General features: G+C 64.5%; 10 protein-coding genes. 6 read left to right on the top strand and 4 right to left on the bottom strand.

Features of this window, described 5'->3' with window-relative positions:
* Nucleotides 1-17 precede the first annotated feature (17 nt).
* The gene (locus FFS37_RS15565; RefSeq protein ID WP_137931839.1) at nt 18-812 is read left to right on the top strand and encodes a GGDEF domain-containing protein; all 795 of its coding nucleotides are present in this window, start codon (nt 18-20) and stop codon (nt 810-812) included.
* Nucleotides 813-1,053: 241 nt separating this feature from the next.
* Here FFS37_RS15565 and FFS37_RS15560 read toward each other — a convergent pair whose 3' ends face one another.
* Nucleotides 1,054-2,886: an ATP-binding protein gene (locus tag FFS37_RS15560; protein WP_137931838.1), complete on the bottom strand. Its 1,833-nt coding sequence runs from the start codon at nt 2,884-2,886 to the stop codon at nt 1,054-1,056.
* A 157-nt stretch (nt 2,887-3,043) separates the two neighbouring features.
* On the opposite strand from FFS37_RS15560, the gene FFS37_RS15555 reads away from it, so the two are divergent.
* Genes FFS37_RS15555 through FFS37_RS15545 form a run of 3 tightly spaced genes read left to right on the top strand, consistent with a single transcriptional unit; the run spans nt 3,044 to nt 4,488 of the window.
* On the top strand, nt 3,044-3,607 hold the full coding sequence (locus FFS37_RS15555) for an XRE family transcriptional regulator (RefSeq protein WP_137931837.1): 564 nt from the start codon (nt 3,044-3,046) through the stop codon (nt 3,605-3,607).
* Between the two features lie 4 nt (nt 3,608-3,611).
* On the top strand, nt 3,612-3,920 hold the full coding sequence (locus tag FFS37_RS15550; protein ID WP_137931836.1) for a hypothetical protein: 309 nt from the start codon (nt 3,612-3,614) through the stop codon (nt 3,918-3,920).
* Between the two features lie 43 nt (nt 3,921-3,963).
* A complete protein-coding gene (locus FFS37_RS15545; protein WP_137931835.1) occupies nt 3,964-4,488 on the top strand; it encodes a GNAT family N-acetyltransferase in 525 nt (174 codons plus the stop codon).
* 16 nt (nt 4,489-4,504) lie between these two features.
* On the opposite strand, the gene FFS37_RS15540 is transcribed toward FFS37_RS15545, so the two are convergent.
* Nucleotides 4,505-5,392, bottom strand: a complete 888-nt coding sequence (locus tag FFS37_RS15540; RefSeq protein WP_137931834.1) for a LysR family transcriptional regulator — start codon at nt 5,390-5,392, stop codon at nt 4,505-4,507.
* Nucleotides 5,393-5,512: 120 nt separating this feature from the next.
* Here FFS37_RS15540 and tmpA point away from each other — a divergent pair, with 120 nt between their 5' ends.
* Together tmpA and tmpB are read left to right on the top strand one after the other, a co-directional pair.
* Complete coding sequence (tmpA, locus tag FFS37_RS15535; RefSeq protein ID WP_137931833.1) at nt 5,513-6,664, top strand: 2-trimethylaminoethylphosphonate dioxygenase; 1,152 nt, start codon at nt 5,513-5,515, stop codon at nt 6,662-6,664.
* Nucleotides 6,661-7,245, top strand: a complete 585-nt coding sequence (gene tmpB, locus FFS37_RS15530; RefSeq protein WP_137931832.1) for a (R)-1-hydroxy-2-trimethylaminoethylphosphonate oxygenase — start codon at nt 6,661-6,663, stop codon at nt 7,243-7,245. Before tmpA ends, tmpB begins: the two co-directional genes overlap by 4 nt.
* Before the next feature lie 292 nt (nt 7,246-7,537).
* On the opposite strand, the gene FFS37_RS15525 is transcribed toward tmpB, so the two are convergent.
* Both FFS37_RS15525 and FFS37_RS15520 read right to left on the bottom strand, forming a co-directional pair.
* Nucleotides 7,538-9,346 carry an NAD(P)/FAD-dependent oxidoreductase gene (locus FFS37_RS15525; RefSeq protein ID WP_137931831.1) on the bottom strand — a complete coding sequence of 603 codons (1,809 nt, stop codon included), beginning with the start codon at nt 9,344-9,346 and terminating at the stop codon, nt 7,538-7,540.
* 192 nt (nt 9,347-9,538) lie between these two features.
* A complete protein-coding gene (locus FFS37_RS15520; protein ID WP_137931830.1) occupies nt 9,539-11,491 on the bottom strand; it encodes a sigma-54-dependent Fis family transcriptional regulator in 1,953 nt (650 codons plus the stop codon).
* Between the last annotated feature and the right edge of the window lie 104 nt (nt 11,492-11,595).

Here is an 11,595-nt window from a genome sequence, read left to right as displayed (position 1 = left end):
TTTCCATCGGGGAGCAGATGCGTTTCCACAAAGCGGAATCCGCTTTTTTCGTCTTTATCTTCGTGATCCTGGCCGCTGGCCTGGTGACGCTGCACGCCTATGGACTGCTGCAATCCTTCGCTACGGAACTCCATACACAGTCTGGCCTGGACAAGGTCATCTATCTCAACAAGCTGCTGTTCGCGACCGGCGTGCTGCTTGCGACGGCGCTGTTCTTCGGCATTTTCTTCATCTATCCGCTGATCCGCAAACAGGCGACGGAAGAGGGAAAACTGCGCGCCATGACGGTTTCGCTCAGCGCGCGCTCCGAGACGCTGGAGCATGCGGCGCTGACCGACGGGCTCACCGGCATGCAGAACCGGCGCTATTTCGACGATGCGCTGAAGGAATATCTGGAAGAGTTCAGGCGCATCGAAAAGCCGGTCGGGCTGATGATCCTCGATCTCGACCATTTCAAGCAGGTCAACGACACCCATGGCCATGATGTCGGCGACGAGGTGCTGAAGGCCGTCGCGAGCTGTCTCAAGGACATGACGCGTTATCATGACGTGGTGGCGCGGCTGGGCGGTGAGGAGTTCGCCGTGGTCACGCCCAACATGGACGCCGATCTCCTGGCCAAGTTCGCCGAACGCATCCGCAGGGCGATCGCCAACATGTCGATCCTGTCCGGCAACAATGTCCGGCTCAAGATCACCACCAGTGTCGGCCTTGCCGTCTGGGACCGCAAGGAAACGGCGGAGGAGTTCTATCGCCGCGCCGATCGCCAGCTCTACGAAGCCAAGCGGCAGGGCCGCAACCGCGTCTGTGCCTGAAATCCCGAAGAGGAATTCATGAGGCCGGTTGACTGACGCGGCTTTCTCGACTTCCCCAGTTCTATTGCGTTCGCAGCAGAACTGAGCTCACGGACTGAATGTCCGCTCCGGCTTCTCGAAAACCGCGCCATTCAATTCGGGCTGATGAATTCCCTATCGGGATTTACCGGGCTGGTTTCACGATGCGGAGCTTTTGGAAGTTTGGTGCAGCTCCCAGCCGGCCGTCGCGTGACGCCAAGGCTCAATCGTTCTGCGGGCGCAGGCCGAAGGTCGCGGGCTTCAAGCCGTAGCGCGTGTCGAAGTCCTCTTCCGACTGAACGCGCACCGCGGCTGCCGGCTTGCGGTAGTCGGGGTCGCCGGCCTGCCGGCCGGTGTCGACGACTTCGGCGAACGCCATGGCCTGGCTCTGCGGTTTCGGCACGTTGCGCAACCGTTCCACGATCGCCACGAGGTCGACCTCGCCGGGTTTCGACGGCATGTCCTCCTCGCGCTTGGCCGTGCCGGGCAGCAGATGGCTCGGCAATTTCTCGAACTTCAGCCGCATGGTCGTCGCCACGCCTTCGCCGAAGGCGATCGCTTCGCGCTGGCCCATGGACGACAGGAAAGCGAGCGTGGAGGCGGAGGAATCGGCAATCGCCGAGCGAATGATCGCCTGGTCCTGCTCGTTGGCGAGCCGCATGGCGAAGAAGGTCGAACACTGCGACAGGATGGTCGGGTCGAGTTCGCCCGGACGTTGGGTGATGACGCCGAGATAGCAGCCATATTTACGGCCTTCCTTGGCGATGCGCGACAGCGCGTGCCTGGTGGGCGCGAAGCCGAGGCGCGCGTCGGCGGGCATGTAGCGATGCGCTTCCTCGCACAGCAACAGCAGTTGCAGCTTGCCTTCGCTCCACAGAGCAAGGTCGAAGGCCAGCCGCGCCAGCACCGAACAGACCGAATTGACGACCTCCGAAGGCATGCCGGCCATCTCGAAGCAGGTCACCGGGCGGCCGTGATGCGGCACGCGGAAGATGTTGCCGATCGTTTCGTGAATGGTGTCCTCGATCAGGCGCGAATTGAACATGAAGCGATAGCGCGGATCGGCGGCGGCCGATTCGATGCGCGTCTTCAGTGACTTCAGTGTCGGGCGGTCGTTCTTGCTTTCGAGCATGCCCATGCGCTCGTCGATCTGCTTGAGCAGGTCGGCGATGCGGTAAGGCACTGGCGTATCGGCGGTCAGCGCATCGCTGCCGCGCCTGAGATAAGCGCCTGAGTTCGGGTTGCGGTAGAGGTTCTTGGCCAGCGGAATGAGATCGCGCAGGGCGTCGATCTCCTCGGGCACCGTTTCACGGCCGCGAAACAGCACTTCGGCGAATTCCTCGAGCTTGAACATCCAGAACGGCAGGTCGAGCGTCTTGGAATCGACCTTGACGCAATATTCCGGCAGCGAGGCGGCGAATTCGTTGTGCGGGTCGAGGATCAGGATGCGCAGGTCCGGCCGCGCCGCGATGGACTTGCGCAGCAGCAGCGAGACCGCGGTCGACTTGCCGACGCCGGTGGTGCCGACAATGGCGAAGTGGCGCGCCAGCGTGTCGTCGATGGCGATGTTGGCGGCGATCGCTTCATCCTGCGACAGCGAGCCGATGGTGATGGAATGGCGGCCGGCCAGATCATACACGGCCTGCAGGTCGCGGCTGCGGATGCGATGCGCGAGGGCGCCGATATGCGGATAGGTGGTGATGCCGCGGTCGAAGATCGGCTTGGCGCTGGGTTCGGCGCCGTCGCGCACTTCGCCGATCAGCTCGACGCTGACCTCGATGGCGTTCTGACCCTCATTGCTCCAGGCGCGGTCCGATTTGCCGATGGCATAGACGAGGCCGACGGTTCGCGTCGTGCCCAGATTGATGGAGATCATCTTGCCGACCGTCCAAAGGCCGGTCACGGCACCGTCGATGTCATCGGCATAGGCGCTGATCGTGGCGCGCGCGCCGTCGCATTGAACGACATTGCCCAGGATGCGCTTGTCGTTCTGGTCGGCATTGCGGCGCTCCTGCGATGTCGGTTCTCCGACGGAGGCCTCGCGTTCGACATACATGGACAGGCCAATCCCCATTTCCCCGGAACATCGACCCTACAGGGACGGGGTTAAGGTCGGATGAGGCTTGATGGTGTAGAGAGGATTAAGGATTTGGCGAAAATTGCCGCCATATGACCCCTTCACATCGCCTTTCAAATTTCGCTATAATGGATTTATGGATGATATAGCGAACGATATTTCCTCGACCATCGGCCGGCGGATACACGCAGAAAGGACCATGCGCGACTGGTCCCTGGCCGAGCTTGCCGAGCGGTCGGGTGTGTCCAAGGCCATGCTGAGCACGATCGAGCGCGGCATGACCAGCCCGACCGCGGCTCTTCTCGTGCGCATCGCGGCGGCTTACGGCATGACCCTGTCGACCCTGATCGCCCGGGCGGAACTGCAAGGCGGCGAACTGCTGCGCGCGGGCGACCAGCCTGTCTGGCGCGATCCCGACACGGGCTATGTCAGGCGTCATCTGTCGCCGGCCAGCGAAATGCCGCTCGAACTGATCAGGGTTCATCTGCCGGCAGGTGCGAAAGTCAGCCTGCCGGCCGCATCCTACGCCTTCATCAAGCAGCAGATCTGGCTGATCTCGGGGCGGCTCGACTTCACCGAGGGCGAGGTGGTGCACAGGCTCGAGTCCGGCGACTGCCTGGCGCTCGGCGCTCCGAGCGACTGCACCTTCCATGCGCTGGAGCCAGGTGCCGACTATCTCGTCGCCCTGGTCAGGGGCTGACATCATGGCAGGACGGCCAAAGCGCTCCCACAATGGGGGGCCGCCCCTCGATGAGTACAAGGGACCGCCCTGGGGCAAGGGCGATCCCTACATCTTCCTCGCCTGGAAGGCCGCGCACGCCAAGGCCTGGAAGGCGCCGAGCCGCGACATCATGCTGATGCGCATGGAAAAGGCCGGGCGGCTGGGGCTGACCTATGAGGAATACACGCTCGAGATCCTGGAACGTGGGCATCACCTGCGGGAGGAAGACACTGAGCGCATCGCCGCCATAAAGGCGGCGCGGAAGCGGCGCCGCGTGCGCCCCCTCGGCTGACGCCGGCGCTATCGGATCCATCAATCGGCTTACAGGGAACGGCATGAATTCCATCGAGATCAGAACGCTGAGCGCGAATGCTCAAACCCTTGCAATGCTGACCGATCTGCTGGTCGGGACCGTTGCCGCCGGCGGTTCGGTCAGTTTCATGCATCCGCTGGCGCCGGAGGCGGCAAGCCTATTCTGGGAGCGGTCGCTGGCGGCGGCGGCAAGGGGCGAAAGGGTGGTGCTCGGCGCCTGGGATGGCGAGGTCCTGGCAGGCACGGTCACTCTGCTGCTCGACTGTCCGCCCAACCAACCGCACCGGGCCGAGATCGCCAAGCTGATGACATCCGTCGGCCATCGGGGCAGGGGCATCGGCACCCGGCTGATGCGGGACGCGGAGCAGATCGCCGTCGAGCGGGGCCGCACGCTGCTGGTCCTGGACACGGCAACGGAAGACGGTGCTTCTAGCCTTTACGAAAAGCTCGGTTTCACGCTTGCCGGCGAGATACCGGACTATGCGCTGAAGCCGCATGGCGGCCTCACCGGCACACTGATCTACTGGAAGCGTATCGGTTTGGCGTAGCGGCGGGTTTTGTGGATCAAGCAGAGGCGGCACCGGAGAGGCGCTGCAGCAGCCAGCGGCGAAAATCCTGCTCGGCGCCGGTCAGGCGCGCGGTCGATGCCTTGGTCAGGAAATGCCCCGACGTGCTGGAGAGTTCGAAGTCGGAGAGCGCGACGAGGCTCCCGTTCCGCAGCGCTGCGTCGACCAATGGCCGCGAGCCCAGAAGCACGCCCGCGCCCGCGCTCGCCGCCTCCAGCGCAGCCACGAAACTGTCAAAGCGGTGCGAGCGCCGCGGGTGGCCGGCAAGACCGGCCGCCGCGAACCATTCCGCCCACATCTCGCGCGCACCGGCGACCAGAAGCAGCGGCAGGGAGGTCCAGTCCGCGGCGCCGGCCAAAACCGGGCTGGCGACGGGTAGAAGCCGCTCCGCCGTCAGCCTGTCGGCCTCGCGTCCGGGAAAGACGCCATTGCCGAAGCGGATGTCGAGAGTTGAGCCCGGCAGATCGTAATCGGCGGGGCGATGAATCGTCATCAGGTCGAGCTGGATATGAGGCAGCGCCGCGGAAAGATCCGGCAATGCCGGAACAAGTGCCAGCAAGGCGAACGAGATCGGCACCCGCAGGCTGACGGTCTGCACCGCGCGCGGTTCGAACAGTTCCGCCGTGCTGCTGCCAATGGTGGCGAAGGCTGACTGGATATGGGGCAGATAGGCCGCGCCTTCGGGCGACAGCGCCACGCCTCGCGCCAGGCGCGAGAACAGGCGGGTCTTCAGCCGGTCTTCCAGAGACCGGATGTGCTGGCTGACGGCGGCCTGGGTGAGGCCGAGTTCGGCTGCCGCCGCCGTGAAATTCGACAGCCGCGCCGCCGCCTCGAAACTGCGCAGCCAGTCGAGCGGAGGCAAAATCGGAACGGTTCGTCGAGCCATCACAAAATCATGGTCATAGGCCAAAAAATGATAATTTGAGTTATGCCTTCCGCGCGGCCAACATGCAATCGAAACCCTGCGGATCGGGCCGTGGGGCGTAGCGGACAGGAACGGATTTCCATGCTTACCCACGCGCTGGCTGGCGACGAAGGCAGAACGATCGAACTTGGCTGGCAGGGTGGGAAACGCGCCCGTTTTCACGCCATGTGGCTGCGCGACAACGCGCTGGACGACAAGACACGCAGTGCCGGCAATGGCCAGCGACTGATCACCATCCTCGACATTCCGCGCGACACCACGATCGGCGCGGCTTCGATAAAGGACAATGCGCTTGAGGTGACCTTCCTGCCGGAGGGAAAGACGGTCAGCTTCCCCGCCCAGTGGTTGAGCGCCAACGCCTATGATCGGGACGAGAACCGCCAGGCCGGCTGGACGGACGATACAATCCGGCGATGGACCAAGGCGACGATGCAGAACTCGGTGCCGCGCGCCGGCTACCGGGCGGCACTTGATAGCCGCGACGTGCTGCGCGAATGGCTTTCGGCGGTGCGGATCTACGGCTTTGCGGTGATGGACGGGCTGCCGACCGAATCGGGGGCGCTGTGCAAGGTCTCCGACCTGTTCGGCTATATCAGGGAGACCAATTACGGGCGCTGGTTCGAAGTGCGCGCCGAGGTCAATCCGAGCAATCTCGCCTACACCAATCTCGGTCTGCAGGCGCATACCGACAATCCGTATCGCGACCCTGTGCCGACGCTGCAGATACTCTCCTGCATCGAGAACACGGTCGAGGGCGGCGAATCCAGCGTGGTCGACGGGTTTGCCGTGGCGGCCGCCTTGCAGGCCGAGAACCCGGAAGGCTTCCGGCTGTTGAGCTCCTGTCCGGCGCGTTTCGAATATGCCGGCTCCTCGGGCGTGCGGCTGCAGGCCAAGCGGCCGATGATCGAGCTCGGGCCGGACGGCGAGCTGATCTGCATCCGTTTCAACAACCGCTCGCTGGCCCCGACCGTCGATGTGCCCTTTGCCGATATGGCCGCCTATTATGCCGCCTATCGCCGGTTCGCCGAGCTGATCGAGGATCCGTCCTTCGAGGTGACCTTCAAGCTCGAACCGGGCCAGGCCTTCATCGTCGACAACACGCGCGTCATGCACGCCCGCAAGGCATTCTCCGGCACCGGCAAGCGCTGGCTGCAGGGCTGCTACGCCGACAAGGATGGCCTCCTGTCGACGCTCGCCGCGATCGAACACAGCTTCAAGGAGGCAGCGGAATGAGCGGCCAGGATCTGAACGCCGACAACATCGTCGAATTCATTGCCGACATCTTCGAGCGCCGGGGTGCCGAGTCCTATCTCGGCGAACCCGTCACCATGTCGCAACACATGCTGCAGGGCGCCTGGTTCGCCGAACGGGATGGCGCGCCGGACGAACTGGTGGCGGCGGCCCTGCTGCACGACATCGGCCACTACACCAGCGAGTTCGGCACCTATTCGCCCGACGACGTCGAGGACAAGCATCACGACGAGGCCGGCGGCGAGGTGCTGGCGCCGTTCTTCCCGCCTGTCATCGTCGAATGCGTCAGGCTGCATGTCTCGGCCAAACGCTATCTCTGCGCCACCGACCCGACCTATTTCGGCCGGCTGTCGCCGGCCTCGGTGCACACGCTGTCGCTGCAGGGCGGACCGATGAGCGCCGAGGAGGTGGCCGAGTTCCGCAAGAACCCGTTCCACGCGGAAGCGGTGCGGGTCCGCATCTGGGACGAGGCCGGCAAGGTCGCCGATATGGAGACGCGGGCGTTCCGCGACTACGTGCCGTTGCTGCAGCGCGTCGTGCGCGACTTCGCCGCTCGCGGCTGACGGTACCGGCCAGGCAGGAGGCACCATGTGTTTCCGTTTCGATGGAGAAGACGCGGTCGCGGCATTCCGCCCGGAGAGCTGCCGCGAGGTGGAAAGCTTGCCGTCGATCGAGCTCGACTCATGGCGCAAGTCGGTGCTGGTGCGCGATTTCGGCAATCGTCAGGCAACGCGGGACGAATGCAATAGCCTCGGACGCCGGGCCAAGGCGAAGGGCGTGACGCATAATAACTGCAACCCCGCGCGGCGGAACTTGGCGCGCGGGGCAGAGCGGGACTCAACCGCCCGGGATCGTCTAAGCCTTGTGGTGAACCTCCTGCAGCCCGTAGACCGGCGTCGGCAAGCCTTCCTGCCTGGCCTTCAACTGCAGCGACAGATACTGCGAATAGTGTCGCGACTGATGAAGGTTGCCACCATGGAACCACAGCGCTTCCTGCTGGGTGGGTTTCCACATGTTGCGCTGTTCGCCTTCCCAGGGGCCTGGGTCCTTGGTGGTGTCGGAGCCGAGACCCCAGACCTTGCCGACCTTGTCGGCGACTTCCTGCGAAATCAGGTCTGCCGCCCAGCCGTTCATCGAGCCGTAGCCGGTGGCATAGATGACGAGGTCGGCCGGCAGTTCGCTGCCGTCGGCGAATTTGACGCCGGTCGGCGTCAATTCCTGGACCGCCGCGCCCGGTCCGCTCTTCAGCTTGATCGAGCCGTCGATGACGAGGTCGCACGCGCCGACATCGATGTAATAGCCTGAACCCCGGCGCAGATATTTCATGAACAGGCCCGAACCGTCATCGCCCCAGTCGAGCAGGAAGCCGGCCTTCTCCAGGTCCGCGTAGAATTTGGCGTCGCGCTCCTTCATCTGCTCGTAAAGCGGGATCTGGAACTCGTGCAGGATGCGGTAGGGCAGGGAGGCGAAGATCAGGTCGGCCTTGCGCGTCGTCATGCCGTTTTCCACCGCCTGCTCGGAATAGAGCGCGCCGAGCCCGATATCCATCAACGTATCGGACTTGACGATATGGGTGGAGGAACGCTGCACCATGGTGACGTCGGCGCCGCCTTCCCACAGCGCCGCGCAGATGTCGTGGGCGGAGTTGTTGGAGCCGATGACGACGACCTTCTTGCCGCGGTACTTGTCGGGGCCGGGATGGGTCGAGGAATGCTGCTGCTCGCCCTTGAAGATGTCCTGGCCTTTGTATTTCGGCCAGTTCGCCTTGCCCGACATGCCGGTGGCAAGCACGAGCTGCTTTGGCTTCAGGATGATCTCCTTGCCGTCGCGCTCGACCACGACGGTCCATTCCTTGGCCTTCTCGTCGTATTTTGCGGATTTCGCCGTGGTGGAGGACCAGTAGTTCAGCTCCATCACCTTCGTGTACATCTCAAGCCAGTCGCCGATCTTGTCCTTCGGCGCGAAGACAGGCCAGTTCTTGGGGAAATCGATATAGGGCAGGTGATCGTACCAGACGGGGTCGTGCAGGCAGAGCGACTTGTAGCGCTTGCGCCAGGAATCGCCCGGGCGGTCGTTCTTTTCGATGATGATGGCCGACACGCCGAGCTGGCGCAGGCGGGCACCCAGCGCGATGCCGCCCTGGCCGCCGCCGATGATCACCACGTAGGGTTGCCTGCTGTGACCGAGTTCGGCGACCTCGGCCTCGCGTTCCTCGCGCCAGGATTTCCTGTCCTTGCCATGGCCATGCTTGGCGCCAAGCGGGCGGGTGAAGCCGGCTTTCTCCTCATGGCCCTTCAACTCTGCCATGGTGGTGAGCAAGGTCCAGATCAGGTCGCCCTTGAACCGCACAAGGCCGAAGCCGCGCGCTACCTTGGTCTCGAAGGTGATCCAGGCGGTGGTGACGCCATCCGCCTCACTTGCTTCCTCGCCTTCGGCAATCTTCCAGTCGCTTGGTCCCGTGCCGGCCAGCGTTGCCTTCAGCATGTCGCGGATCTGGTCCTGGCCCTCCATGGTCCTCAGGTTCCAGGTGAAGGTGACGAGGTCGCGCCAGTAACAGTCCGCCTGGAAGCAATTGACCGCGGCATCGACGTCGCCGGCCTCGAGCGCCTTGCCGAATTTGTCGAGCAACGCCTGCGCCTTGGTGGTGGGGGTTCTCTCCAGCATGGTTCTCCTCCGCTTGCCGGTTTGCGTGGCTCCTCCTCCAGGCGCCACAGTATAGCTGGAAGACAGCAAGCGGCATGCCAATCTTGCCGCGGGCGAAAATCACAATGAAATCATAAGGCTTCAAGGTGCTGCGGTGTTGCACGCCGTTGCATTGATGTGGCACGCGCCGTGGCGCGCCACAGCGCTGCGCCACTAGTTGGGAGCGTCGACCCGCAGCCGCTTCATGCGGCGGTGGACGGTCGTGCGGTCGATGCCGAGCCGCCGGGCGGCTTCGGAAATGTTCCAGCCCGCATCCGCTAGCGCATCGAGCAGCGCGGCGCGCTCGATCTCGGGTGAGGAGGCCCGGGGCGCGGCCAGGCGCTCGCCGGGCAAGGCGGATGCCGGCTGCGACAAGGCAAAGTCTGGCAGGTCGGCGGGCTCGATCGTGTCGCCGTCGCACAGCGTCACCGCAAGATCGATCGCGTTGGCGAGCTCGCGGATGTTTCCCGGCCAGGCGTGGCGGATCAGCGCCAGGCGCGCGGCCGGCGACAGCCGGACTGTTCGCCCCGCAAGACGCATACGCTGATCGACCAGCCGGCCCAGCAGCCATTCGAAGTCGGTGCGTTCGCGCAGTGCCGGCAAGGTGAGCGAGGCGGCGTTCAACCGGTAGAACAGATCCTCGCGGAAGCGGCCCTCGGCGACCAGCTTGCGCAGGTCGTGATGCGAGGCCGAGATGATCTTGATGTCGACCCGCCGGGGGGCGATGCCGCCGACCGGGATCAGCTCGCGCTCGGCGATCACGCGCAGCAGCCGCGATTGCAGGGGGTAGGGCATGTCGCCGATTTCGTCGAGGAAGAGCGTGCCGCCATCGGCGCTCTCGATCAGCCCCTTGCGCCCCCGGGCCGCGGCGCCGGTGAAGGCTCCGGCAATGTGGCCGAAAAGTTCGCTCTCGATCAGATGCTCGGGGATGGCCGCGCAGTTGATGGCGACAAAGGGGCCGGGTCGCTGGGAAGAATCGTGGATGGCGCGTGCGAGGTATTCCTTACCGGAGCCGGTCTCGCCATGAATCAGGATCGGAATTGTCGTGCGCGCCAGCTTCGCGGCCCGCAGTTGCATCGCGGCCATGGCAGGATCACCGCCCGAAAGCTCGACGATCGGCTTCGGCACCATCTCGATGGCCGCGCGGCGGCCACTCGGTGGCTGGGGTTCGATGGCGTGGGCGAAGAGGGCGCTGCCGCTGCGGCCGAACACCAGCCGCTCCTCGGTCGGCCGTCCGCGCGTCAGGCTCGGCAGGTCGTCGACGCTGATCTCGAGATAGCGCGAGATCGGCTGCCCGATCGGCGAGCGTCTCCAGTCGATGCCTCCGGCTTGCGCCAGAAGCAGCGCCCCGCCGCGCGTCGTGCCCAGGATGCGGCCTGACGCGTCCAGCGCGATGGCCGCCTCGGGATCGACATCGAGAAATTCAGGCGAGCGGGAGAAGCGCAGCACCCATTCCGAATGCATCTGCGCCATCAGGTTGGCGAGCTCGATGCGCCGGGCCGACGCCGTCACCAGATGCAGCGCGAGGTTCTGGCTGACCTTGGGCTGCGGCGAGCGCAGCAGCGAGATGTCGAGCACGGCGGCCAGTTCGCCCCTGGTGTCGAAGATCGGCGCTGCCGTGCAGGACAAAGGCGTATGGGTGGTGTCGAAGTGATCGGTCTGATGGATCGTCATCGCCTCGCCGGTGACGATGCAGGAGCCGACGCCACAGGTGCCGGTCCGGCTTTCCGACCATTCCGAGCCGAGATAGAGGCCGGCCGTGCGTAACTGGTCCATGAACAGGGGATCGCCGAGGAAGTCGACGGTGACCCCTTTGGCATCGGCCAGCAGCAACACGTAGTTCTGACCCGCCACCTGCTTGAACAGCGTCTCCAGGCCGCTCCGGGCAATGGCAATCAGCCGTTCGGATTGCTCGCGATGCTCGCGCAGCTGGGTGTCCGGGACGATATAGGCTTCCGTCGGCCGGGCGGGGTCGAGCCGATGGGTGTCGACACAGCGCAGCCAGGACTTCACGACGACGTCGTCGCGGGCCGATCGCCGGCCCGACAGAACCTGTTCTATCTCGCGGATATGCTCCCGTTCGCCAGCCACGCGTCCTCCTCCCAGACAACCACGTAAGCCTGGCATTGTGGTGCGGGGACAAGGTGGGCTCAACTGTACTATGGTAGCGCGTAACGGGCTGGTCCCACGGCTGAGTGAATTCGTGCCATACCCCATTGACGACCCCGCGC

The sequence above is a fragment of the Mesorhizobium comanense genome (genome assembly GCF_005503535.1).
Classification (GTDB): Bacteria; Pseudomonadota; Alphaproteobacteria; order Rhizobiales; family Rhizobiaceae; genus Mesorhizobium; species Mesorhizobium comanense.
This window is presented reverse-complemented; position numbering and strand designations above follow the sequence as displayed.

Coding starts and splice junctions, on each gene's coding strand:
- FFS37_RS15565 (WP_137931839.1), top strand. CDS start 18: ATGCGTTTCCACAAAGCGGAATCCGCTTTTTTCGTCTTTATCTTCGTG.
- FFS37_RS15560 (WP_137931838.1), bottom strand. CDS start 2,886: ATGTATGTCGAACGCGAGGCCTCCGTCGGAGAACCGACATCGCAGGAG.
- FFS37_RS15555 (WP_137931837.1), top strand. CDS start 3,044: ATGGATGATATAGCGAACGATATTTCCTCGACCATCGGCCGGCGGATA.
- FFS37_RS15550 (WP_137931836.1), top strand. CDS start 3,612: ATGGCAGGACGGCCAAAGCGCTCCCACAATGGGGGGCCGCCCCTCGAT.
- FFS37_RS15545 (WP_137931835.1), top strand. CDS start 3,964: ATGAATTCCATCGAGATCAGAACGCTGAGCGCGAATGCTCAAACCCTT.
- FFS37_RS15540 (WP_137931834.1), bottom strand. CDS start 5,392: ATGGCTCGACGAACCGTTCCGATTTTGCCTCCGCTCGACTGGCTGCGC.
- tmpA (WP_137931833.1), top strand. CDS start 5,513: ATGCTTACCCACGCGCTGGCTGGCGACGAAGGCAGAACGATCGAACTT.
- tmpB (WP_137931832.1), top strand. CDS start 6,661: ATGAGCGGCCAGGATCTGAACGCCGACAACATCGTCGAATTCATTGCC.
- FFS37_RS15525 (WP_137931831.1), bottom strand. CDS start 9,346: ATGCTGGAGAGAACCCCCACCACCAAGGCGCAGGCGTTGCTCGACAAA.
- FFS37_RS15520 (WP_137931830.1), bottom strand. CDS start 11,491: ATGCCAGGCTTACGTGGTTGTCTGGGAGGAGGACGCGTGGCTGGCGAA.